Origin of the sequence: Caballeronia sp. dw_276, assembly GCF_018449635.1 — a bacterium.
Classification (GTDB): domain Bacteria; phylum Pseudomonadota; class Gammaproteobacteria; order Burkholderiales; family Burkholderiaceae; genus Caballeronia.
Map to the genome: position 1 here is coordinate 448,717 of NZ_JAAVUV010000002.1, position 23,976 is coordinate 472,692.

Here is a 23,976-nt window from a genome sequence, read left to right on the forward strand (position 1 = left end):
TTATCTTTTCCCAGTCAAGCATGCTGATTTGGGTGAATGCGTAGTGATCGTAGGTCGGCTCGCAGCGAACCATCGTTCCAGCATCGATTCGTGTAGGCGCCCGCCATGACTTCGACATAGGCAGTACCTTCCAGCAATGAGCGGTCTGCTATCGCCCGGATGTAGCAAGCCGAACTCATTGATCCGACCTCTTCGTCAGTCAGGCTTCCAATGTGCGGTTCGCCCGGCGTCACAAGCGCAGCATAAAGCCCCGCAAAAGCAGCTTCGAGCTTCACCTCCCATGAGCACTTCCGGCTTGAGCGAAGCGACTGCTTGCCGATCAGGTACAGCGGCCTTTCGAGCACACTCAGCAACGATACGTTTCGGGTTCGTCATTGTGTCGATGGGGTGGCATTCGTGGTTGTCTCGACAACGTATTTCGAAGATGCGGCCCGATAGTCGGCCGTGCTCGGCAAGAAACTGGTAGTGGGAAGCCACGCAAACACTGCCGCGTCAAAGCTTACCGGCATATTTCCATGATGACGGGTCGCGGGCCGATGATCCTGAACACGGAAATCGCATTCGGGATTGCAAATGGATGCTTTACAGTGCAGCCAATTAGCAGAAACCAGCCTTCCGCGATCTCAACCTTACCGACATGGTCGACCCTGCAGTGCTAGTCGACCACAGCGGCTCAACTCAGGATGCCCGATGGACGATGTATTTACACCGGCGGATGCAATGCGCGCCGATTACTTCTATGAATTTTACAAGGCCGACGCGGCCGTCCCTTCAACGCCGCTCGCGCAGGTGGTCAAACGAGTGCCCATTCCGCATTTAGACAGTGGCACGATCGTGACACTTGGGATCGATGAGGCCGGCAGGCGGTTTGTGGTGGATCGGGTGGAACTCGACTTGTGGAGCGGGGACGACAGCTCCCTGTATTTCGAAGTTTATGTCACCCCAATCTGAGCGATGGCGGTTCGCAGTCAGCGCCACTTTACAGACTTGTGGTGCAGACCTCATCAACCAGGCGGTCTCCGAACGAACTTGGCCCTTCAGACGACGCGACGCCTCTGTCCCTTTGCTGGACCAATGCCTGCCATCAGCTCCTGCCACAAACTTTTCATTTATCAAATATAAACTTTACGTTTTCAAGCAGCTCAACACAAAAAGGAGACGGGGCAATGCTGAACAAAAAGACGTGCGTGGGCCTGACTTTGACACTGGCGCTCGGCGCCTGCGGCGGCGACGATGCCCCCGCGAATTCGGACAGCAATGCGCCGCAGGTTCAACAAGGTACGCAGCTTTTCACCGAATCCATCGCTCCGTACACGAACTGGGGCAATGTGCCCATTGTCGGCACAGGCTACGGCTCAGCGATGACGCCCGCGCCCAACCAGGCCGGCTTTTTCTATGGTATGACTGATCGCGGCCCCAACGTCACCGCGCCCGACGGCACCAACAAGATTGAGCCGGACCTGACATTTCAACCGGCAATCGCGCTGTTTCAGCTCGCCAACGGCAAGGCTAATGTATCCAAGGTCATCGGTCTTTCACTGGCCGACGGCACGCCCATGAATGGCCGCGTCAACCCCGAAGCAACCACTGCCGAGATCATCTACGACGTGAACGGAAAAGCGCTGGCTCCAAGCGTCGCCGGGCTCGACCCCGAGGGTCTGGTCGCCATGCCGGACGGCACCTTCTGGGTCTCCGACGAGTACGGTCCTTATATTGTTCATTTCGACGCGACCGGCAAGGAAATCTCCCGCCTCAACCCCTACTCCACCGCGTCTTCGGGCAACGACCTGCCGCTGCCGGGCGAACTGAAGAAGCGAAAGCCAAACAAGGGCATGGAAGGTCTCACCCTCACGCCTGACGGCAAGTACCTCGTTGGCATCATGCAGTCACCCCTGGACAAGAACGGCTCGGCAGCCGTCGCCTCCGGCAAGGGTGCGATCACACGCGTCGTTAAGGTCTCACTATCCGATCCGATCAACGACGTCCATGAATACCTGTATTCCCTGCACACCAATGGCGCCGGCAATCCCGAGGGCCAGGCTGTGAGCGAGATTACAGCGCTCGCAGACGGGACGTTCATTGTTGACGAGCGCGACGGCAACTTCGAGGGCACCAGTGACGGCACGGCGAGCGGCAAGGCCAAGGCCGACAAGAACTTGTGGAAACTCGACCTGAGCAAAGCCACCGATGTCGGTCCGAAATCTCCCCTCATCGGGACCGCCATCGCTGGCGGGGCCGTGGCCTACACCTCGACCAATGGTCTCACGGTAGGTGGCAAGACCATCGAGGACCTCGCCGGAACGGTTGACGCGCCTGCCGCTATTCAGGCGTTAAGCGCGGCGGGCATCACGGTGGGCACCGAGGCAATGTTCCTCAACTATGCCGCGCTCTTTACTGCCATTGATCCGAAAGGCATGTACTTTGGCCACGACAAGGTCGAGGGCGTGGCGATCGACCCAGCGGATCCGACCAAGATCTACCTGTCGAACGACTCGGACTTCGGCATCACCGACGAACCGAGCACGGTGCCGATGGCCACGGCATCAAGCCCCTTCCCACCCAGTGAGAAGTTCCTGCCGGACGGCAAAACCCAGGACTTCGGCGAGATCGTCAAGATCGACATGACCCAGGTGCCTGCCAAGTTCAAACAGTAAGTTGGCAAGAATCGCGGAGAAAGGCATCTCGGGGAAATCTCCGGATGCCTTTTTTTCCGGATCCCAGCACCCTCAATGTTGATTGCACCGAGAACTGACCGACCCAACATGGTGATCCTGGATCGGTTTTCAAAGCAAACCATCACCTTCACGGCGCAGCGCTGCATTGATCCGCGGTCATCGATGCTCGAGTTGCCAGCGCAATACGGGTGGGTTGCTCATCTACGCGCTAGTAGGCTCGTTCGACGCCGGCAGGATGCCGCCGCTCGACGATTGTTTCGTTGTCCCTGCGTCCCAAAAGACGTCGTTTACTAGACCACTGCAACTGGCGCAGTTGCCACTTTCCGTCACCGATTGTTGCCCTTCGGTCAACACGATGTGTGCAATCGCGACGCTTCTGGCGCGCGCCGCTCCTAAATAAACTCTGTCACACCATCGGCCGAAATGCGAGCACAACGAAGCGCGCAGGTCGTGGTCACTCACGACATGCGCCGCGCGGCGTGGTTAACCCGCTTGATTAATAGGACTATTGAAGATGAAACAGATAACCCGCAATGTGCAGCCAGTGATCAACAAGCTCGGCAAAAACGATTCAGGCGAACTCGTATCTTCTCGCTACGCCGTGCGCGTGGGTGATGTCGACGTCGTGCTGATCAGCGATGGCGTTCTGCCGCTGCCGACCTCCACCATGTCCACTAACGTGAGCGAAGCAGATCGCAATGAATGGTTCGATGGTCGTTTCCTGCAACGAGACATGTTCGACTGGGCACTGAATATCGCACTCGTGCGTAGTGGCGAACGTTTAATCCTGATCGATTCGGGCGTAGGTGACGGTTTTGAATACTTCACGCGTGCAGGTCGGTCGATGATGCGTCTGGAGACTGCTGGTATCGATCTGGCGGCGATCACCGATATCGTGATTACGCACATGCACATGGATCACGTTGGCGGTCTGAACGTTGACGGCATCAAGGCCAAACTGCGCCCGGACGTGCGCATTCACGTGTCAGCCAGAGAGGTGAATTTCTGGAAAAAATCCGGACTTCAGCAAGACTGTAATGCCAGAAACAGTTCCTCCTGCGCTTCGTAAGGCTGCTGCGACGTTTGTAGAGATCTATAGCGAAAACATCGTGCAGTTCGACCAGACAGTGGAAGTCGCAACGGGTGTGAAGGCGCGCGTGACGGGTGGGCACACGCCAGGGCACTGTGTCGTGGACATCGCATCAAACGGCGAAAAGCTAACGTTCGTAGGCGACGCAATCTTCGAAGTCAACTTCGACAATCCAGATTGGCAAAATGGCTTCGAGCACGATCCTGAGGGGGCTGTGGACGTGCGCATCGCGCTGTTCAACGAAGCCGCTGAAACCGGCGCCCTGTTGGCTGCAGCGCATGTCGCGTTTCCTTCCATTGGTCACGTTGTAAAGAGCGCTGAAGGCTTCCGTTTCGTACCGGTCCTGTGGGATTACTAATCAATATTGAATTACGGCCGACTGCCCAAGCATGTGAATGGCGGCTATTGGCCGATTTTTTATTCCGAGCTATCGCGAGAAAAAAATCGGCCCGCTACCGTCTGTCGGCACGGGCTCGCAACGATGACCTCTTTCGATGCACGGCCGTAAGCTTTGCAGCTAGGTGGCGACAGATGCGTGGGTAAAGCGCCAGTCTGCAGGGACCGTCAGTCCCGGCTTTAAACCACTAAAGGTATAAGCCGATAGACGTTGTTCCTGCCTTGCAACTCGATTGTCACTAAATCGTTTTTTCTAAGAATGTCCAGTGCTGACCGAGTTGTCTCGACGCTTTTGCCCATGAGTTCGGCAATCTTCTCAATGGGCATCCGCACTGGCCCTCCGGTATCCGACTCCGCCGCCGCAATGATGGACAGTACCGCGTATGCGGGCAAGCCAATCCTAGCTATCAATCCCTGAAGTATTTCTTCCGAGAAATATTCACTGCATGGATCGATTGGCATCATTCTCTCGATTTTTAAAGTTTTAAGGCTGCGCGCAGCATAGCACTCAGCACACAGGCATCAATCTCAGATGGACCGCGCCATCGCAAGAAAGAAACAGGTGTTTTGCCCAGCACATGCTACTTGGGGCGACCCCACCATCATGGCAGATTGTCTTTTGACGTCGCCATCCGTTAGATCTGTTGTTAAACCGCAGCCGTACTGTTTTATGAAGTCGGATTGCTACGGGGCATGTTACGTTACAGCACCGCCCAAACCAATCGAATTCGACGCTGGGCTTGTTTCTCCATTGCCACCACGGATCGTATCAACTTCCTCGGCACGGCACGAAACTCGCTTAAGGTAGCCCACACTCGATCCTGATGGAATTGCTCAACTCGCGGACATGATGCATGTTGACTTGAACGTTTAGTATCAACGTCAAATCCAAAAACATAAAAGCACCTGAGAGGTTGTCCGCATGGTCAGCAGTACTTGGTCGCCAATGAGGCGATGGCTACGCACGTCCCGACGCAACGTCACTGCGGCCGCGATAGCGTTTGGGGGTGTACTGCTGGGGCTTGGGATCTTTTTTAATCGACACTTGCTGAGTTCGATCGAGGAATCGCCGTCTATTCCAGGCCGCGACACCTTGCTGCTACTGGTCTTGGGTGGCTTAATCGGCTGCACGATCTACCAGTTGGTCTCAGTCCTGCCGCGTGATCTTCCCAAGATAATGTTCAGGCGGTATTTCATCGGTCATCCGCTTCCGATGCTTGTCTATGACGTAGACACGACGCGCATCCTCGCCGCGAATCGCGCTGCGTGCAATCTGTACGGGTACACCCGTACGGAACTCAAGCGATTGTCGATGGATAACCTACGACTTGCCCGAGACATCGAGCCGTTCAGAAAAAAATTGCGCGAAATTGCGACAGCGCACGCTACGGCCGGTTCTGCCGGTGACTGGACGCACCTGCGAAAGGACGGCACCGAACTGACCATCAACGTCTCATACCACGTCTCTGAATTTCAGCGGAGGACGTCGTGCTACATCATTTGCCTGGACGTCTCGAATCGCAGGCAAGCCGAGCTTGAAGTGGCTACCGCGAAGTCCATGCTTGAAACCGTTCTCAACAGCGTCCCGCAACGCATTTATTGGAAAAACGGAAATTCGGAATACATAGGCTGCAACGCGTCTTTCGCGAAGGAAGCAGGCTTGGCGCATGCGAAGGATGTTGAAGGCCTGACGGATTTCGACTTGCCGTGGCGCCTGGATGCAACAGACGCCCGCAGGCGCGACAATCAAGCGATGTTCTCGAAAAACGGTCATATTGCTTATGAGCATCCGGCTTACTTCGAGCCCGCCCGTGAAATCCGCTGGTATGCCAAAACAAAAGTGCCTTTGCTCGGGCCCAAGGGCGAAGTCATGGGCGTGCTGGCCCTGCACGAGGACATCACTACGCGCAAGGCCGCGGAGCTGGCGCTGCGCCTGCGAAGCCGCGCCCTCGACGCGTGTGTCAACGCGGTTGTCATGACGCGATCCCATGGCAAGCAATACCTGATCGACTATGTCAATCCTGCGTTCGAGCGCATTACCGGTTATTCCGCCGCGCAAGTCATAGGTCGCGATTGCCGGATTCTGCAAGGCGATGACCGGGAACAGGACGGCCTGCGGGAAGTCAGGAACGCGTTGAAAACGGACGCTGAAGTGAGCACCATCTTGCGGAACTACCGGGCGGACGGCCAGATGTTCTGGAATCAGTTGCTCATTGCTCCCGTGCTCGACGACACCGGCGTTGCCACGCATCACATTGCGATCGTGAACGACGTGACGGAGCTGATCGAGTCGCGCAACCGGCTCGCGCATCAGGCGAGCTACGACTCGCTAACGCGTCTGCCCAACCGCGTTTTGTTGAACGAACGACTTCGACAGGCGATCAGTGCTTCTATCCTCGCCGGAACTCAGGTTGCTGTTGTGTTCCTTGACATGGACCACTTCAAGGATGTGAATGATTCCCTCGGCCACAGCGTGGGCGACCGGCTCTTGCAGCAAGTTGCCGCCCGCCTTGTCGACGCGTCTCCCTCAACCACGACGGTTGCCCGGTATGGCGGCGACGAGTTCGTCATCCTCCTGCCAAATATCGTCGGCTATGGCTCGGTGGACGTACTGGTAGGCAGACTCAAAGCCGCCCTTGCGACATCGATAAAAATCGAGGAGCACGAGTTCATTATTGATTGCAGCATGGGCGTGAGCCTTTTCCCGCGCGATGGCCACGACGTCGAGACGTTGGTCAAACGCGCGGATGCCGCCATGTATGAAGCGAAGGCACTCGGCCGCAACACGGTCCGGCATTATGACTATGCGACAGGCTCCCGCGCGGAAGAGCGTCTGTCTATAGCGCAGAATCTGCGACGCGCCATTCGCGACCACGAATTCTGTCTGTATTTCCAGCCTCAGGTCAACGTCCTGACAGGTCACGTGGCTGCGGTGGAAGCCCTGATTCGATGGTTCGATCCAGCGCTCGGCCCGATCTCTCCGGCCGAATTCATCCCGCTTGCCGAGGAGTCCGGCCTGATCGTTCCGATCGGCGAATGGGTGATTACTGAAGTTTGCCGCACTGCGGTGGATCTGTCAGCGCGTTACGACGGATTGCGCGTCGCCTTCAACCTTTCGCCACGTCAGTTCACGCAGGGCAATGTCGTCGACTTTCTCAACCGGACAATCGCGGCAACAGGTGCCAATCCGTCAATGCTTGAGCTGGAGATCACAGAAAGCACGCTCGCTGCGCCTTGCACCGGGGTCGAACTGAAAATGCTCGCGACGCGCGGTGCAATCATCGCCATCGACGATTTTGGGACCGGCTATTCCAATCTTTCGTCATTGAAATCGCTTGGACCGGACCGTTTGAAAATCGATAAATCGTTGGTCAGCGGCATTGGAGCTTCTGTCCAGGACGAAGCGCTGGTACTGGCGGTACTGGCATTGGGCGTCGCATTTGGCGCGCAGGTAATCGCAGAAGGGGTCGAGACAATAGAGCAGCGCGATTTTTTGTCAGAAAACGGATGCTGCGACATGCAGGGTTTTCTGTTCGCAAGGCCTATGCCGATTGAGCAATTGCATGCCTTCTTGCGTCGAAATCAACGTCATAAAAACGAGAACAGGATCACATGACAAGGAGGTTGCCTGACTATTCATGTTAGTCGGCAGACTTATAGGCTCCAGACAAACAAAAAACAATTTATCCGACGGACGTTCGTCAGCGCCGTGCCCTCGCTTCACAAGCATTTATATTGACGCTGGAATGACGCTTGGCAACGCATGCCAGTCCAATATATTCGTGCAAAGTCCTAAGCTGATTTTGCGGTCGTGAGCGTAGGCCCTGACTTGAGCGTTGGCGCTGCAGGCAAGGGGTCGCGTCGCAGGTCACTTACCTGCTCGATTCCATTTTTCAATACCGATTCGCAGAACGCCAGCCGAGATCGATAGTATTCGGCCTGCACCTGCGCGTCGAGAATACGCTGCTCTGCCTGATATAGCGCCATCCGCAATTCAGGCATGGCCCGTTGGGCTTGCTCTTCTACTGTGGGCGCGTGACGGGCGGCCCAATTTGCAATCCATCGCATCATTTCGGTTCCCCTGCCCACCTAGTTGCGGCGCGCTGGTAGTTGAGTCGCCCTTTTAGCGCTACGCTCTAAACATACCAAAGACTTAGTTAGACACCATGAAAAACAAGAGTAGTGTTGCGCAAATGTCAAAACACCATTTTTTTAATTACTGTTGAAGTGGGCAGCCAACGTCCGCAGCCAACATTGTCATAAGTCGTTTGGGTCGCGTCGCCTGAGATCTCAGGTCGGGCGACCGAGAGTTTATTTAAATCCCGTTACCGCATGTGGCACGTATCGCTCTTCGAGCAATTGGATCTCGTCCATCGTCAGCTTGAGCGAGAGGGCGTCGACTGCATCGTTCAGGTGATGCAGCTTGGTAGCGCCGACGATTGGCGCCGTGACCGGCTTTTTCTGCAGAACCCACGCAAGCGCAACCTGGGCCCGAGGCACGCCCCGCTTCGTCGCAATCTCGCTCACGCGTTCGACGACCTGACGGTCTGCCTCTTCGGTAGTCGCATACAGTGTGCGGCCGAATGCGTCGGTTTCCGAGCGCGCGCTGCTGCTGTCCCAATCACGAGTCAAACGGCCCCGCGCGAGCGGGCTCCACGGTATCACCCCAATGCCTTCGCTTTCGCACAGCGGCAACATCTCACGTTCTTCTTCGCGATACAGCAGGTTCACGTAGTTCTGCATGGTCACAAAGCGCGTCCAGCCATGTCGTTCGGAGACATGCAGTGCCTTGGCAAATTGCCACGCATACATTGTCGATGCGCCGATATAACGTGCTTTTCCAGCTTTGACGACATCGTGCAATGCTTCCATTGTTTCTTCGATTGGCGTCGTGTCATCCCAGCGGTGGATTTGATACAGATCCACGTAGTCGGTGCCGAGGCGCCTCAGGCTCGCGTCGACCTCCGCCATGATCGCCTTGCGTGATAACCCCGCCCCGTTCGGCCCCGGACGCATCCGGCTATTTACTTTAGTGGCGAGAACGATTTCGTCCCGGTTCGCAAATTCCTTTAACGCGCGTCCAACAATCTCTTCGCTTGTGCCGTCTGAATAAACGTTGGCCGTATCGAAGAAATTAATACCGAGATCAAGCGCCTGTTTGATAAACGGGCGTGCGGCGTCGTTGTCCAGCGACCACGGGTGCGGGCCGCGTTCTGGCACACCATAGCTCATACATCCAAGGCATATACGTGATACATCGAGACCTGTGCGGCCAAGCTTCACATATTCCATCGTGCAACTCCTGTTGAAGTGCAGAACGAATCTGACAAACATTCAGGTTGTTTCTGCCTTTTGGCGAGACAAATGGAGAAAGCCGGTTGAAGCATTTTTACTTTGGCATTCCCTCCGGTGACGCTTAAATACTAACAGGCGTCTTCAATCCCGGTGCTGCGCCGCCTACCCAATCCGCATCTGTTCGATGGTCGCATCGACCAGTGCGTCGGCGTTTTCCACGCCGTCGGCTGCGAGCGCGAGGCCGTTCAGCCGGCCATCGATAAGCAGGGTGGCCAAGCCGTGCACATAGGCCCACGCCGCAGTCATGGCGACTGCGCGGGCGGCGTCGAGTCTTGGCGGCGGCTGCGGGGCGTCCAGGGTGTCATCGGTGACATCGGACAAAGCCATCGCCGACGCACGCCGCGCCTCGACCAGCATTGGCCGCGCGTTGTCGAGCATTTCCGCCCGCGACATGAGCCTGAACAGATCCGGGTTCGCCACCGCAAAACTCACGTATCCACGCGCGATTGCGCGCCGCCGCTCTGGTCCGGGCTGCAAGCCGTGCGCGTGTTTTGCCATGGCCTCGGTGAGGCGAAGGTGACCGATCGCCGCAAGCTCGCTCAGGACGCCGGCGGTGTCGCCGAAATGGTGTTGCGGCGCCGTGTGCGACACGCCGGCTTCTCGCGCGATAGAGCGCAGGCTCAGGCCGCTGATGCCTTCGGTGCGCAGCACGGTTTCAGCCGCCGCAAGGAGAGCGTTAGGGAGCGAGCCATGGTGATAGGGTTTTTGCGCCGACGTCGTGACGGAAGCCTGCGTTTTCCTCGACCGGGAAACCGCAACGGGTTTTCGGCGTTCATTCATAGATAACGGCTGACAAGGAGGTGAGAGGACTCGGATAACTTTCCAACGGAAACATGCTCCCGGCCCGCATCGCGTTTGTCAACTGCATTTCTCGCGTTTGTAACAATGACCCGTACGAGATAGACAAATGCGCTGCACCCAAGCCGCCGCAGGGCTCGATCAACCTGGCATTGTCGTTGCATAGGTTGTCTATGAACGCGCGATCTCATTATCGTTCACTTCACCTACCTGCCAGCCGGACGAAAAATCCAAGCAGAAACCCGCCTAAATTCCGAGGGAATCGTGCACATCCTTTTTATCGACGACCATAAAGATTCGGCCGATGCGTTTGGCGAAATTGCCTTGGGCCTTGGACACAAAGTGCAGGTTGCGTACGACGGCCGCGCCGCGCTGGAGCTGACGCAGGCGCAAAGCTTCGACGTGGTTTTCTTCGACATCGAATTGCCCGACGCGGACGGCCGGGAGCTTTGCCGGCAGGTGCGCGAAGAAGGTGCATCGCGAGATGCATGCGTGATTGCGGTGACCGGGCGCACCGATCTGCGCGACGATGACCTCGAACCGTTCGACGGCTATCTTCACAAACCGATCAGCCCGGCCGCTCTGGAACGCGCGCTGCGGTTCTCCGAAGGGTAATAACCCCCTTAGCGCACGGCGTTCGTGCGGCCTTCGGCGTTCGTCGCGACAGCGACGGCGTCGAGATTCTGCGGATACGGAAAATTCAGGCCGAGCAGTTGACGCATGGTCGGACTGGCGTTTTTCACAAACGCCTCGCCGGCCATCGCGCGCAGATCTTCCATGGGCTTGACGAACTTCGGCAGGTATTGGATCAGCACGGCGCTGCGGTCCTGCGCGCTGTGATTGGGCATCGCGCAATGCCAGGTTGCGCCGAAAAACACGATTGCGTCGCCCGGCGCTGCTTCCATGCGCTCGCAGCGCTCGAAGAAGGCATCGCCTTCGCCCGGATAACGCAATTCGTGCTGGGTGTGCGGCACGAACGCGGTCGCGCCGGTCAGCGGCGTGAACGGATCGAGCGGAATGGTGACTTGCGCATTGAGGGGAAAGCTCGTGTTGATGCCGATTGGAAACGTGCCGGGCGCATGAAAATCCCAATACGGATAATCGATGTGTGGTTCCTGTCCCGGGCCGTCCGGCAAGATCCGGTTGGCGGCAATCGATCCCATGATGAAGTCATCACCGAGAAAAAGCCGCATTGCCTGCACGATTACGGGATGTTCGGCCATCTCTGAAAACACGCTGCCTTTGGCCAGGAGATTCCACACGCGCCGCTGTAAATGCAGACGCTGCTCCTGCGCCGCCTGCCCCTGGAAATGCGTGACGGTTTGAGCGCGATCCTCCGAATGCGTCATCACGATCCGGCGCGCCTCCGCGACCTGCGCCGGACTGAACGCGCCTTTTATACGCAACGCACCGGGACCGCGCAGAAGGGCCTCGACCACGACATCGGGCGTTACTGCATCGGCTTGCATACTGTCCACGGCTGTCTCCTCGCTCATGTACGGCGCTACGGCCGCCAGTACTGACAAGAATAGAAGAGCGACGCCACCGGTGCAACGATATTTTCACATTTAACTCTCGTGGAATTTCCATTCCATTTCATCAATATCCTTCCCGACCGCAATGGAATAGTCCAATGGGCCTGAGTGTTGTCCTCCAATGACAGACCTCAGGAATCCGACGTGAAAGCCATACCCAAGAAGCTGCATATCATCTGGATCGGTAACGACATTCCGCAGCGCAATCGTGACTGCATCGCAAGTTTTCCCGCTAAAAATCCTGACTGGGAAGTCAATCTCTGGATCGACGCAAAACAGCTGCTGACCGGCGTACGGCGGCGCGCCGCCACCGATCACTACACGGCACAAAACAATGGCGCGGGCGTCAGCAAGGATCAGTGGAAAACGGTTGCCGAGCGCGTAGGAAAAGACGGCGACGATCGCGCCACGATGAAGTATCTCGAGGAATTCCTGAACTATCGCGGCGAGGCGCTGCAGGGCATGCGCGTGCAGAAGATCAATTCGATCATGGCCTTCTGCAACAGCAACCGCATCAAGCTGCGCGAGGTGGAGCGCGACCTCAACATGGGAAAGACCGCGCCGATCTATCGCAAGGAACTGGTTGAACGCGGCGGCAATTTCGGCGCGGCAAGCGACATCCTTAGGATCGAAATCCTTCTGCAGTACGGCGGCGTTTATGTCGATACCGACGTCTCATGCGCAAACCCGCTTGGATCGATCATTTGCCACGAATCGTATCCGCGGTTTTCCGCCGTCAATTACGCGTGGAAAGACGGCGTCAGCCAAAGCGACTGGGAATCGGCCGCCTGGTGGGAAAGCAAAGTGGGAAGCCAGACGCCGGCCATCAGCAATTCGGTCATCGCTTCTCACCCGAAGTGCAAGGGCATGAAGACGTACAAGGCGATGATCCAGAGCAATTTCAAGTCGCTGAAAAGCGATACCGCGCGGCGCGACCTCTATTTCAGCGATGTCCGCAAAAGCACGATCCAGATGACCGGCCCGACGGCGGCATCGCAGGGATCGGGATTTGCCAAGGCCAAGGAAAAGCTGGAACAAGGGGGAGCCGGGATCACGACCCAGGCCGAGCTGACGGCCAAACAGGAAAGCGACAAGCGGTTCATGCGGGAGAACTGGTATTTCCCGATGTACACGGTCGTCGACCGGTATTTCCACGACTGGTTGTAGACATGCACAGCGCTGGACGTCGTACATGATTTCCGGCCGGCCACCGAGCACGGCTTCGCGGTTTGCGCTACCCTGACGGCCGGATAAATCCCTTCCGTCACGCGACTTCTGCAAGCAAATGAACCTGTACGAAATCAACGCTTCAACCGATGTCATCCCCAGCGACCAGCTGAACGCGCACCTTCCGGCGCACGTGGCGGCCGCCATCGAAGGCCGAGACGTGGTCGTGTTCGCCGTGGCCGACGACGCCTCGGACACGGCCGACTGCAGCGCACGCTATGGCATCCCGCTCGAGGATTGCGCGAACACCATCGTGCTTCGATACAAAAAAGACGGCGACGAACATTTCGCGGCGGTCGTGACCCTCGGGTCTCATCGGCTGGATGTGAACGGCGCCGTGCGGCAAACGCTCGGTGCGAAGAAGGTCTCGTTCGCGCCGCGCGAGGCGGCCGTGGAGCACAGCGCGATGGAATTCGGCGGGATCACCGCGTTCGGCCTGCCTGCCGACTGGCGCGTGCTGATCGAGTCCGCGGTCATGGCGCGCGCGCAAATCGTGATGGGCGCCGGCATCCGCACGGCAAAGCTGGTTCTGCCGCCCGCGGTCCTCGCGGCGCTGCCGGGGGCGGAAGTTGCGTCCATGACCGTCGCCTGAAGCACGCGCGTGCATAACCTTATAGCGTTTCCTTCGTTCAGGTTCGGCGCACGCAGGTATAGCTTTGAAAGTCCTGACCATGGTCACGAGGAACGACATGAGCACGACATTCGAAGAACGCCCGCAGGCGCAGGCACTACGCGCCGTCAAAGCCGAGTTGAATTATCTGAAGGCCGGTGAAGGTCGCCCGGTCAACTACACGTTCGAGCCGCCACCCGGCGTGCCCTGGACCACGGGAGAACTGGAAGCTCGGCAAGTGCCTATCCATGACGCGCGCTCGCTCGCCGAAGCAGGTGAATTGTCCCTGGATAGAAGCGGTTTCCAGCACGTCCGTCACGCAAGCGCTCTGACCGATTTCAGCGATGAAAGCGCCATCCGCTCGACCTATTATCCCGAAGCGGAAAAGTTGCTGATCAAGGCGACGGGCGCTGAAAAGATCGTCATCTTCGATCACACCATCCGCGACAGCGAAAGTGGCTCGCGCAGCACCGCATACCTTCGCGAACCTGTGCGGCGCGTACATAACGATCAGACGTTTGTATCGGGTCCACGGCGCGTGCGCGACCATCTCCCCGCCGATGAAGCCGCGCGCCGCCTGCAACAGCGGTTCGCGATCATCAACCTGTGGCGCCCGCTCAGTGTCGTGGAGCAATTGCCGCTCGCCTTATGCGACGCCCGTTCGATTGCCGCCGCCGACGTGGTGGCGGGCGACCTGGTGTATCCGGACAAGGTCGGCGAGACCTTCTCGTTCACGTATAACCCCGCGCATCGCTGGTACTACTTCCCCAAGCTTCGTCCCGACGAGGCCTTGCTGCTGAAGATCTACGACTCGCGCGAGGACGGCACCGCGCGCCTGACCGCGCACACCGCGTTCGAAGATCCGACGACATCAGAAAACGCAGCGCCACGCAGGAGTATCGAATTGCGGGCGCTGGTTTTCTGGAAGGACTGAGCGAACGCTGGCCTGACGATGCTCAGGCCAGTGTTCGCGGCGCTGCCGCCGTTACATCGATTTGCGCCGGCAGCAGCTTGAGCTTGTAGAACGCATCCGCAATGCGCTGCTGGTTCGCCAGCGCATCGCGCGAAATGGGCTCGGTGCCGTATTTGAGCCGCGTGAGCGCGGTGGTGACGATCGGCTGCGGTATCCCCCACAGCCGCGAAAATTCGGCGGCCGCCTGCTCGCGATTCGCCGAGATCCAATGGTCGATGCCACCAATCTCTTCGAGCACGGCGCGCAGCACATCGTCGTTCTTCTGCACGTAGGTACGCGACGTGAAATAGAACGCGCGATTCTGCACCACGCCGCTGCCGTCGGCGATGATCCGCGCATTGCCCGTCGACTGGACGACTGCAAGGAACGGGTCCCAGATCACCCATGCATCGACTGCTTTTTGCTCGAATGCCGCGCGGGCATCGGCGGGGGACAGGAAGACCGGCGTGACATCGGCGTAATCGATGTTCGCGCTTTCCAGCAAGCGCAGCAGCAGGAAATGCGTGTTCGAACCCTTGGTGAACGCAATGCGCTTGCCCTTCAATTGTGCGAGCGATTTCACCGGCGAGTCTTGCGGCACCACGAGCGCCTCGCTCGCGGGCCGCTGCGCTGTCTGACCGTAATAGACAAACGGCGCCCCTGCAGCCTGGGCAAAAACGGGCGGCGCTTCGCCTACATCGCCGAAATCGATGGACCCCACGTTCAGCGCTTCGAGCTGCGGCGGCCCGGATGGAAACTCAGTCCATTCGACGCGCACGCCCAGCGGCGTCAGCCGATGTTCCAGAGTTCCACGGCCCTTGAGAATGCTCAGCAAACCCTTCTGATAACCGATGCGCAACGACCTGGTGGTCTGGGCGGCATTGGCTTGTGCATGGGCAAGTGGCAACGCGCCAGAGGCCGCCAGCGCAAGGCCACTTGCCACAAAACGACGGCGGCTTGAAGAATGAAAACGATTCATGGATCTATGGAGATTGATGCCGGTTGACGCGGGCGGTCGCCGGCGCATCGTCAGGATACGGTCGGCGGATCAACAGGCAAACCAACTAGAAGCGCAATGCTTATTCGTCCGTGCCGGACCAACATATCGATATCGAATTTGCTTCGTTCTCAAGCGCCGATCAAACGTTTAAGTTGGCAGACGTTCAGCTTCCCTTTCCTACCTTTCCTGATCCTGGCCCATGTCTCAATGGAAATCCCTTGCTGCCGCCATTGCGCTCGGCCTGACGTTTGCGTCGCTGGCGAGCCATGCCGGGCAGACGAACGAACTGCGCATCGGCTTCGTTCCCGGACCCTATGCCGATGAATTCAAACTGGGCGTGGAACCGGTTTTGCGCCAGAAAGGCTACTCGATCAAGTACGTCGAATTCAGTACCGGACTTGAGGCGAATCAGGCTGTGTATCGCGGGGAGATAGCCGCCGACGTCATGCAGCACGAGGTCTACCTGAAGTCCTACAACGACCGCAACGGCACTGATCTGGTTGCCGTAGTGCAAGTCCCGACTCCGCCGATGGGCCTCTATTCCAAGAAGCATCACGCGCTCACCGAAGTCAAGGCGGGCACGACCGTCGCGGTCCCGAACGACCCCGTCAATCTGGAACGCGCGCTGAAAATCCTCCAGCGCATTGGCTGGATCAGGATCAAGCCGAATGCAAATCCCGTGGATGTGACCGAACGCGATGTGATCGCCAACCCGGCAGGAATCAAGATCGTGCCGCTGGAATCTGCGCAAGCGCCGCGCGCGCTTGACGACGTGGACTTCGCCGCGATCCAGGGGAATTTCGCGATCTTCAGCGGCTACAAGCTGACCGATGCCCTCGCGCTCGAACAGATGACGCCGCCCTATATCAATCAGGTCGTGGTCAAGGCCGCGAACAAGACCGCGCCCGTGACGCAGGCGATCGTCAGCGCGTACCAGTCGCCATCGTTTCAGCAGGCGATCCTGAGCAACCACTTCTACGATGGCTTCCGCCTCCCTGAATACTTCGCGCGCAAGCAATAAGCAAAGGCCTGCTCAAGAAACGTTTCCCGCGCGCTGCGAGAGGTGTTCGAGCAGCGCCTCGATAAACACCCGGCTTTTCGCGGCAAGACTGCGCCGGCTGGTGTACATCACATGCACATCGACCGTGTCCGATACGAGCCTGGGCAGCAACCGGACAAGCTCGCCACGCGCGACGGCCGGCGCCGCGAGAAAATCGGGAAGGCGGCCCACGCCGCCTCCGTCCACCAGCACGGACTGCATGACGGTCGGCTCCGGGATCACCGTTGCGGGCAAGACTTCGAGGTCCTGTTCCTCGCCGCTTTCCGTCCGATAACCCCAGCGGGAAATGCGGTTTTCGCGGCTCAATAACGTGTGGCCGGCAAGGTCCTTGACCGAGCGTGGCATGCCACGCTTCTCAAGGTAGGCCGGGCTTGCGCAAGTCCACAACGCGATGGTCGTGAGCCGCCGTGCCACGAGATCCGAATCGGGCAATGCGCCAATGCGAATCGCCAGATCGACCTCCTCCGCGGCGACATCGATCACCTTGTTGTCGACCTCGAGCACCAGCTGGACCTCGGGATAGCGCTGCATGAAATCTGCCAGCATGGGCCCGAGCAGCCCGACTGCAAACGTGTAGGGCGCGTTGACCTTCAATCGCCCGCGGGGCGCCTCGGCGAATCCGTCCACCGCCGACTGCGCTTCCTCCGCGGCGGCCAGCAACAATTTCGCGTGCGGGTACAAGGTCGTTCCGGCATCGGTCAGGCGTATGTGACGCGTGCCGCGGTCGATCAGAAGCGCGCCGACTTCGCCTTCGAGCCGTGCAAGCGCTCGGCTGATAGATGACTTCGGCTGTTCCAGCATTCTGGCGGTCGCCGAGATGCTTTTCAGCTCGGCAATGCGCAGGAAGACGCGCAGATCGGCAAGTTCCATCATGATTTTTTTGTTCCAATTTGGGAACGAGACGTTCCGATCATGCCGCTATGGAAGCGTTTGTGCAACGCGTATTGTGAAGGCTCTTCCACGAAAAAAAGGCGCAACATCATGAGCAAGATCATCGCCGTAGCCGGTGCAACCGGGAATATTGGTACGCGCGTGGTGCGCGCGCTTGGCCAGCAGGGAGCGACCGTGCGCGCGCTCGTCCGGGCGTCGACGAAAGCCGAAGCACGCACGGAACTCGAACGCCTTGGCGCAGAGGTGGTATCAGTCGATATGAACAACGCCGCCGCGCTTTCCGCCGCGCTGGAAGGTTCGGAGAGCGTGGTATCGACACTTTCGGGATTGCGCGACGTCATAGTCGATACACAATCGAAACTTCTCGACGCGGCCGTCGCTGCCGGCGTTCCGCGCTTTATCGCGTCTGACTTCGCCTGCGACTTCACGCGGCTCGACGACGGAGAAAACCGCAACTTCGATCTGCGGCGCGAATTCAACCAGCGGCTCGACAAGGCGCCAATAGCGGGCACGTCGATCTTCAATGGCGGTTTTGCCGACATGCTGCTGTCGGGACAAGGACCTTTCTTCGACATCTCCAACCGGAGGGTCCAGTACTGGGAATCGCCGGATCAGGCCATGGACTTCACGACCATGAACGATGTCGCCCATTACACTGCGCTGGCCGCGCTGGACCCGTCGGCGCCACGCGCGCTGAGGATCGCAGGAGACGTGGTCAGCGCACGCGATATGGCAGCGCTGGCCACGGAGATATCGGGCGTGGAATTCAGCTTGTTCAGGTTGGGGACGGCGGACGAACTGGCCCGGAAAATTCGCGACGCGCGCGCGGCTGACCCTGAAAGCGAGAATCAGGTTTTCCCCGTCTTCCAGCAGATGCAGTACATGCACAACATGTTCAGCGGGCGCGCGAAGATGCTTCATCTGGACAACGCGCGTTATCCGTCGATGCAATGGACAACGCTACGCGACCTGCTGGCCAGCAACGCGGCGTTGAAAGGACTGTCTGCGCGCTAGGAATTGCCAAGCCGGTGACGTGTTTGCGGCTTGGCGCATGTTGGCCGAGCCCTAGCCACCACTCACATCGGCAACTGTGCGCGTTACCTGCTGTTCCCAGAACACCACGCGCCGCTGCACCACGCGCACGATCTGCGCGCCGCATACGCCGATCACGGCAAGCAGCACCACGCCGGCAAACATTGTCGCCACGCTCATGTTCACCGACGCCGAGCTGATCAGATATCCAAGCCCGCGCTGCGACGAAAGAAACTCGCCGACAACCGCGCCAATCAACGCAAGCGAGATCCCGATCTGCAGACCGCTGAATATCTCGGAAGCCGCCGACGGCAACTTCACGTGCAGAAACAGGTACGCGCGCGAAGCAGAAAATGCGCGGCAGGCATCGAGGAGATCCGGATCGGCGCGCCGTAACCCGTTGACCGTATTGATGAACAACGGGAAAAAACACACCAGCACCACAAGCACGATCTTCGATGCACTGCCGTATCCGCACCAGACCAGGATGATCGGGCCGAGCGCGACCTTGGGCATTGCCTGCAGGCCGGCCAGCAGCGGAAACACGAAACGCTCGAACAAACGCGACTCGGCGAGCATCGCGCCGAGCAGCACCGCCAGCACTGAACCGATCGCGTAACCCGCCAGCGTTTCGAACAAGGTCGCGCCGATGTGCGGCCACAAGGTGCCATCGGCGAAACCGCCGGCGAGGGCATTGAAGACCTGCTTCGGCGCGGGCAAAACGTAGTCGGGTATTGCAAACAGCCTGACCGCGGCCTGCCACACGGCGATCACCACGATCAGGCTCACCAGCGGATAAACAAACGCGGGCACCGTGAAGTTCGTGCGTTGCGTGGTCATTGAAAATGCCCTCTCAGGTAACGGCAGGCATCGACGAATGCGGTGGTCGCCATGGTGTCGGCGGTGCGCGGCCGATCGAGCGGAACCGCGAAGTCATCGATAATGCGACCCGGCCGCGCCGACATCACCACCACGCGGTCGGCCAGGAAAACGGCCTCAGGAATGCTGTGCGTGATGAACAGCACCGACTTGCGTTGCGCGAGCCAGATGCGCTGCAATTCGAGCGTGAGCGATTCGCGGGTCATGGCATCGAGCGCGGCGAACGGCTCGTCCATCAACAGGAGTTCCGGGTCGTGCAGCAACATGCGAGCAAGTCCAACGCGCTGCTGCATTCCACCAGATAACTCCGACGGATAGTTATCCGCGAACGCGGCGAGCCCGACGAGTTCCAGCAGCTCCCGCGCGCGCGTCAACGCAGGCGCCTTGGGCAAGCGCAGCGTCTGAGCAGGCAGCATCACGTTGTGGAGCACGGTTTTCCACGGCAGCAGGTTCGGCTTCTGGAACGCGACGCCCACATCCCTGCCCGGCTTATCAAGCTGTTTCCCCCCGATACTCGCGCGCCCTTGCGTCGGCGAAATCAAACCGGCGGCCACTTTCAGCAACGTGGACTTTCCGCAACCGGATGGTCCGAGCAGCGCGACGAACTCGCCCTCTTCAATGCGCAGGTCGATGTCGCGCAATGCGTCGATTACACCGCTGCGCGTCTGGTATCGAACCGAGATCTGTTCCGCGATGAACGCGGCGGTCGCGCTCATAGGGAACCGCTTGCTGCTTCGATAAACCGCAACACCCGCGGCCACGAAGCGTCATTCGCGTAAGCGTTGGCGGCGGCCGTTCCGCCTGCCGTGATGCGCACGCCCGCGACCGGATGCGGCCGCGCGACGAGCGTGGTCGGCACGTGCGGAAACAGGATCGAGTGACCGGCGCCCTCATAGCGCAGATGCTCGACTGAATGCGCGAAGCCGCGCTGCTTCAGGTCGTCGACAATCATGCCGGCGTATTGGCTGGATGGCCAGAAGCCGTCGTCCGTTCCCGAGATCAGAAGAATTGGCCCGGCAATCCGCTCGACCTCGATGCGCGATCGCGCGACCGCATCCGCATCCTCGAGCGCCGATACAAACGCGGGCGCCTGACGGATCGGTTCATCAGGCGCGGGCGGATTTCTGAACGCGCTCCAGTCGGCGTGCCGGTTGTTTTGCCAGACGTGAGGCAGTGCCTTGCCGCCGAGCGTCCACGCGATGGAATCAGGCGCTTCGCCGGCGGCGCCCGCGCGCAACGTGCCGTGCAGCACCGCGCTCGGCACATAACCGATCACCGCCGATACGCGTTCCGGATACGTCGCGCCGAGCAGCAACGCCAGCTCGGCGCCGCGCGATTGTCCGGCGATCGCGACGAAACCGTTTTTAGGTTGCACGGTCTGCCGCAACCAGTCGAGCGCCCTGGCGAAATATTCGAGCGGCGTACGGGAAATAGCCGGTGGCAAACCCGGCGCCTTGAAGTAGCCAAGCGCGAACGCCGCGATGCCATGCGCGGCATACAGCGCCGCGCGCGGTTCATTGATGCCGCCGCCCGAACCGTTCAGCACGATCACCGCCGGATGCGGCCCGGGTGTCGAAGGGATAAACAGCGTGCCCACGATGCCCTGCTCGCGGACTTCGCGGCGCGTCACGCCATCGGCTATGAACTGCTGGATCAACGAGGCATGTGCCGTCGTGCCGTGCGCATCGCGGGCCTCGATTTCGATATGCAATGGCTCGATGCTGTCCACGCCCGGCACTTCCTTGACGCAGCGCATCGACCACACGATGCCCATCGCCTCCGCCCCGCTCGCCGCGTAGTCGCCGGACACCGGCGCGGCGGTGCGCAGATCGACACGACCGGTTTCATCGGCAATAAAGCGATTGAGGCTTTCCCATTCGCTGCCGTCGTGCTGGCTCTGCCGCGCGATGACATCGATCTCCGCGCGCGGCGCGAAGCCCGACAGCACGATGTCCCTTGCCACATCGATCAACGCCGAATGCGGCGTCACTTCAATCCGCGCGCTCATTGTTGCCTCGCGCGTGCGTGAAGCGCCGCGGCGTCGAAGCGGCTGAACTCGGGCACGAACTGATTCGAGAAGATCTGCTCGATCGGAACATCGCCCTTCGGAAACTCGCCGACCTTCTGCATCTCGGCCAAGTTTGCACGCACGGCGGGCAGGTTGTAGGCGCCCGCTTGCCGCGGTTTGCCATCGGACGTCAGCAACACGCGGTCAAGGCGGCGCTTGACCAGTTCGACCGCTTCGCGCAGGTTCTTTGTTTCGTCGCCTTGCGGTTTAGATTCCGGATGCTCGGCCCAGAACGCCTTGACGCAGAATGCGGGGTTCGCCTGACACACGATCTGCGCCTTCGTGTAGGCACGCCCGAATCGCGCGATGAGATCCGGATGCTCGGTAAAGGTATCGCGATGCGCGATAAACCCATTGCCCGCGGTTTCATCGAAGACCGACGGGTAGCGGATCCGCCGGATCGGCGTACCCGAGAGTTCCAGCATGTCGTCCCAGCTGCTGTTGAAATTGAGGGCATCGACAGCGCCGGTTTTCAGCGCATGAAAGCCCGCGCCCAGCGCGCCCACCGCCACGTATTCCACGTTCTCGCCAGGCTTGAGTCCCGCTTCGCGCAGCGCCGCGCGGCCGCCAGGAATCGTTCCCCAACTGAGCGCGCCGACGCCTATCTTCTTGTCCTTCAGATCGCCGAGCGTCTTCACCGGCGATGTTGCGAGCACCGCGAACTCCATCGTGTTGGCGGGTACGCCGTTATAGAAATAGCGCACGGGTACAGGCGTCCCGCCATTCAGATAACTCGATAAAACCGGCTCCGCGGTCGGATATCCAAACGTGATCCGCTTGCTCGCCACTTGCGGGATCAGCGCGCCCGCGCCCTGGAAAACGATCAGTTTGACGTCGAGCCCTTCTTCCTTGAAAAGCCCGAGTTTATCGGCGGCTGCGTACGGCGCGCCGTCATGCACGGCCGGCGGGATCGCGAGACCGACGGTGACTGCGTCGAGCGCGTGTGCGTTGATGGCGCCGAAAAGCAGCATGGCAGCGAAGATGCCTTTGAGCGGGATGGCGCGGAAGTTTTTCATGGCGTGTTGTTGTGAGCTGCTCACATGCTCTCCTTGGAAGACCAACGGGCTATCGTAGGCGTTCGTCAGGGAATATATAACGAACAAAAGACGCAATAGATTTGCCGGGGGTTGCTAGCGTGAGCGGCTCAACGAATGGCGGGCGGCGTTTGAAGCGTAGAAGCCGGGGCCTACCCATTGTTGTTAAGATCAGGCTCTTTGTCGCCATCTCGACAACATGGTCAAGACGCCCATCACCCCGGAGCTGTTACGCGGCGCCATCGAATACGAACGGACCGCACGAGGCCTGAAGCCGCACCGCTTGCCCGCCCGGGCTCGCGCTCAATGCGCGGACCCTCAGCTGGCCATGGCCGAGTCGCAGCCCTCGGGCGTGAGGCTCGCGTTCCGCACGCGCGCGACCGATATCGAACTCGATGTCGTGCCTACACGTTACACGTATGCCGGCGTTCCGCCACGGCCAGCCGGCATCTACGACGTGCTTGTCGATGGCAAGCTCACGCAGCAAACCAGCGCGGCCGGTGGAGACACCGTGACGATCGACATGGCGAGCGGTGCGGCATCGAAGCAATCGGGTCCGGTCGCGACCCTGCGCTTCACCGGTCTGCCCGGCCACGACAAGAAGGTTGAAGTCTGGCTGCCGTACAACGAGATTACGGAGCTCGTCGCGCTGCGTACCAACGCGCAAGTCGAACCTGCCGCCGACAACGATGGAAAGATCTGGCTGCATCACGGAAGCTCGATCAGCCATGGCTCGAACGGCGACAGCCCCACGTCGATATGGCCCGCTCTTGCCGCCTCACTCGGCGGCTTGGAGCTGATCAATCTCGGCTTTGCCGGCAGCGCTCTGCTCGACCCGTTCACCGCACGAACCATGCGCGACACGCCCGCCGATCTGATCAGCGTGAAAATCGGCATCAACCTCGTCAACACCGACCTGATGCGCCTGCGTGCCTTCACGCCGGCGGTGCACGGTTTTATCGATACGATCCGCGATGGTCATCCCGCCACGCCGCTGCTTGTCGTCTCGCCGATCTACTGCCCGATCCACGAAGATACGCCCGGTCCCGGCGCGTTCGATCTCACCGCGCTGGCGAGCGGCAAAGTATTGTTTCGCGCGACGGGCGATCCCGCCAGCGTCAAAGCCGGAAAGTTGACGCTGAGCGTTATCCGGGCGGAATTGCGGCGCATCGTAGAACAACGCGGCGTGGAGGATCGCCATCTGCACTATCTCGATGGACTCGCGCTTTACGGTCAAGCCGATTTCGCCGAGTTGCCGCTTCCCGATCAGTTGCATCCGGATGGCGCCGCGCATAGGCGGATCGGGGAACGGTTCGCAAAGCTCGCCTTCGGGCGTGACGGATTGTTCGGCGGCGAGTGATCGACCATCCGCAA

22 protein-coding genes and 1 pseudogene are annotated in these 23,976 nt (G+C 59.5%); 11 read left to right on the forward strand and 12 right to left on the reverse strand.

Translation table 11 applies throughout. From position 1 onward, the window contains the following. Nucleotides 1–14: 14 nt before the first annotated feature. Nucleotides 15–353, reverse strand: coding sequence for a hypothetical protein (locus HB633_RS05000; RefSeq protein WP_213777214.1), 339 nt, complete (start codon nucleotides 351–353; stop codon nucleotides 15–17). A 337-nt stretch (nucleotides 354–690) separates the two neighbouring features. Here HB633_RS05000 and HB633_RS05005 point away from each other — a divergent pair, with 337 nt between their 5' ends. The 3 genes and pseudogenes from HB633_RS05005 (at nucleotide 691) to HB633_RS05015 (ending at nucleotide 4,123) form a co-directional block, all read left to right on the forward strand. Continuing rightward, nucleotides 691–951: a hypothetical protein gene (locus HB633_RS05005; protein ID WP_213776965.1), complete on the forward strand. Its 261-nt coding sequence runs from the start codon at nucleotides 691–693 to the stop codon at nucleotides 949–951. 215 nt (nucleotides 952–1,166) lie between these two features. Further along, nucleotides 1,167–2,654: an esterase-like activity of phytase family protein gene (locus HB633_RS05010; RefSeq protein WP_213776967.1), complete on the forward strand. Its 1,488-nt coding sequence runs from the start codon at nucleotides 1,167–1,169 to the stop codon at nucleotides 2,652–2,654. A 535-nt stretch (nucleotides 2,655–3,189) separates the two neighbouring features. Beyond that, nucleotides 3,190–4,123 (forward strand): annotated as a pseudogene (locus HB633_RS05015) (MBL fold metallo-hydrolase). 218 nt (nucleotides 4,124–4,341) lie between these two features. Here HB633_RS05015 and HB633_RS05020 read toward each other — a convergent pair. Further along, entirely contained in the window at nucleotides 4,342–4,623 is a 282-nt protein-coding gene (locus tag HB633_RS05020) for a hypothetical protein (RefSeq protein ID WP_213776968.1), read from the reverse strand. A 583-nt stretch (nucleotides 4,624–5,206) separates the two neighbouring features. Here HB633_RS05020 and HB633_RS05025 point away from each other — a divergent pair. Continuing rightward, complete coding sequence (locus tag HB633_RS05025; protein ID WP_213776969.1) at nucleotides 5,207–7,777, forward strand: bifunctional diguanylate cyclase/phosphodiesterase; 2,571 nt, start codon at nucleotides 5,207–5,209, stop codon at nucleotides 7,775–7,777. 176 nt (nucleotides 7,778–7,953) lie between these two features. Here the strand turns inward: HB633_RS05025 and HB633_RS05030 are convergent, their stop codons facing one another. From HB633_RS05030 to HB633_RS05040, 3 genes are all read right to left on the reverse strand, one after another. Then, nucleotides 7,954–8,232, reverse strand: coding sequence for a hypothetical protein (locus tag HB633_RS05030; RefSeq protein WP_213776970.1), 279 nt, complete (start codon nucleotides 8,230–8,232; stop codon nucleotides 7,954–7,956). Nucleotides 8,233–8,472: 240 nt separating this feature from the next. Further along, nucleotides 8,473–9,453 carry an aldo/keto reductase gene (locus HB633_RS05035; RefSeq protein ID WP_213776972.1) on the reverse strand — a complete coding sequence of 327 codons (981 nt, stop codon included), beginning with the start codon at nucleotides 9,451–9,453 and terminating at the stop codon, nucleotides 8,473–8,475. 165 nt (nucleotides 9,454–9,618) lie between these two features. Continuing rightward, complete coding sequence (locus tag HB633_RS05040; protein WP_213776973.1) at nucleotides 9,619–10,296, reverse strand: TetR/AcrR family transcriptional regulator; 678 nt, start codon at nucleotides 10,294–10,296, stop codon at nucleotides 9,619–9,621. 282 nt (nucleotides 10,297–10,578) lie between these two features. Here HB633_RS05040 and HB633_RS05045 point away from each other — a divergent pair, with 282 nt between their 5' ends. Continuing rightward, nucleotides 10,579–10,929 carry a response regulator gene (locus HB633_RS05045; protein WP_213776974.1) on the forward strand — a complete coding sequence of 117 codons (351 nt, stop codon included), beginning with the start codon at nucleotides 10,579–10,581 and terminating at the stop codon, nucleotides 10,927–10,929. A gap of 8 nt (nucleotides 10,930–10,937) precedes the next feature. Here HB633_RS05045 and HB633_RS05050 read toward each other — a convergent pair whose 3' ends face one another. Then, entirely contained in the window at nucleotides 10,938–11,783 is an 846-nt protein-coding gene (locus HB633_RS05050; protein ID WP_213777200.1) for a phytanoyl-CoA dioxygenase family protein, read from the reverse strand. A gap of 210 nt (nucleotides 11,784–11,993) precedes the next feature. Between HB633_RS05050 and HB633_RS05055 the strand changes: the two genes are divergently transcribed. The 3 genes from HB633_RS05055 (at nucleotide 11,994) to HB633_RS05065 (ending at nucleotide 14,620) form a co-directional block, all read left to right on the forward strand. After that, nucleotides 11,994–13,016, forward strand: a complete 1,023-nt coding sequence (locus HB633_RS05055; RefSeq protein ID WP_213776976.1) for a TcdA/TcdB catalytic glycosyltransferase domain-containing protein — start codon at nucleotides 11,994–11,996, stop codon at nucleotides 13,014–13,016. Between the two features lie 118 nt (nucleotides 13,017–13,134). Further along, complete coding sequence (locus tag HB633_RS05060; RefSeq protein ID WP_213776977.1) at nucleotides 13,135–13,668, forward strand: YbaK/EbsC family protein; 534 nt, start codon at nucleotides 13,135–13,137, stop codon at nucleotides 13,666–13,668. A 97-nt stretch (nucleotides 13,669–13,765) separates the two neighbouring features. Further along, a complete protein-coding gene (locus tag HB633_RS05065) occupies nucleotides 13,766–14,620 on the forward strand; it encodes a CmcJ/NvfI family oxidoreductase (protein WP_213776978.1) in 855 nt (284 codons plus the stop codon). A gap of 22 nt (nucleotides 14,621–14,642) precedes the next feature. Here the strand turns inward: HB633_RS05065 and HB633_RS05070 are convergent, their stop codons facing one another. Beyond that, nucleotides 14,643–15,617 carry a sulfonate ABC transporter substrate-binding protein gene (locus tag HB633_RS05070; RefSeq protein ID WP_213776979.1) on the reverse strand — a complete coding sequence of 325 codons (975 nt, stop codon included), beginning with the start codon at nucleotides 15,615–15,617 and terminating at the stop codon, nucleotides 14,643–14,645. A 220-nt stretch (nucleotides 15,618–15,837) separates the two neighbouring features. On the opposite strand from HB633_RS05070, the gene HB633_RS05075 reads away from it, so the two are divergent. Continuing rightward, nucleotides 15,838–16,659: a MetQ/NlpA family ABC transporter substrate-binding protein gene (locus tag HB633_RS05075; RefSeq protein WP_213776980.1), complete on the forward strand. Its 822-nt coding sequence runs from the start codon at nucleotides 15,838–15,840 to the stop codon at nucleotides 16,657–16,659. 12 nt (nucleotides 16,660–16,671) lie between these two features. Here the strand turns inward: HB633_RS05075 and HB633_RS05080 are convergent, their stop codons facing one another. Next, entirely contained in the window at nucleotides 16,672–17,571 is a 900-nt protein-coding gene (locus HB633_RS05080) for a LysR family transcriptional regulator (protein WP_213776981.1), read from the reverse strand. A 108-nt stretch (nucleotides 17,572–17,679) separates the two neighbouring features. Between HB633_RS05080 and HB633_RS05085 the strand changes: the two genes are divergently transcribed. Continuing rightward, the gene (locus HB633_RS05085) at nucleotides 17,680–18,603 is read left to right on the forward strand and encodes an NmrA family NAD(P)-binding protein (RefSeq protein ID WP_213776982.1); all 924 of its coding nucleotides are present in this window, start codon (nucleotides 17,680–17,682) and stop codon (nucleotides 18,601–18,603) included. A gap of 51 nt (nucleotides 18,604–18,654) precedes the next feature. Here HB633_RS05085 and HB633_RS05090 read toward each other — a convergent pair whose 3' ends face one another. Genes HB633_RS05090 through HB633_RS05105 form a run of 4 tightly spaced genes read right to left on the reverse strand, consistent with a single transcriptional unit; the run spans nucleotide 18,655 to nucleotide 22,608 of the window. Then, nucleotides 18,655–19,461 carry an ABC transporter permease gene (locus HB633_RS05090; RefSeq protein WP_213776984.1) on the reverse strand — a complete coding sequence of 269 codons (807 nt, stop codon included), beginning with the start codon at nucleotides 19,459–19,461 and terminating at the stop codon, nucleotides 18,655–18,657. Continuing rightward, the gene (locus tag HB633_RS05095; RefSeq protein WP_213776985.1) at nucleotides 19,458–20,216 is read right to left on the reverse strand and encodes an ABC transporter ATP-binding protein; all 759 of its coding nucleotides are present in this window, start codon (nucleotides 20,214–20,216) and stop codon (nucleotides 19,458–19,460) included. Before HB633_RS05095 ends, HB633_RS05090 begins: the two co-directional genes overlap by 4 nt. Beyond that, a complete protein-coding gene (locus tag HB633_RS05100; RefSeq protein ID WP_213776987.1) occupies nucleotides 20,213–21,508 on the reverse strand; it encodes an acyl-CoA thioesterase/bile acid-CoA:amino acid N-acyltransferase family protein in 1,296 nt (431 codons plus the stop codon). The genes HB633_RS05095 and HB633_RS05100 overlap by 4 nt, the downstream gene beginning before the upstream one ends. Beyond that, nucleotides 21,505–22,608 (reverse strand): ABC transporter substrate-binding protein, encoded by a 1,104-nt coding sequence (locus HB633_RS05105; protein ID WP_346730264.1) that lies wholly within the window; start codon nucleotides 22,606–22,608, stop codon nucleotides 21,505–21,507. The genes HB633_RS05100 and HB633_RS05105 overlap by 4 nt, the downstream gene beginning before the upstream one ends. 193 nt (nucleotides 22,609–22,801) lie before the next feature. Here HB633_RS05105 and HB633_RS05110 point away from each other — a divergent pair, with 193 nt between their 5' ends. Next, a complete protein-coding gene (locus tag HB633_RS05110; RefSeq protein WP_213776989.1) occupies nucleotides 22,802–23,962 on the forward strand; it encodes an SGNH/GDSL hydrolase family protein in 1,161 nt (386 codons plus the stop codon). The last annotated feature ends 14 nt before the right edge of the window (nucleotides 23,963–23,976 follow it).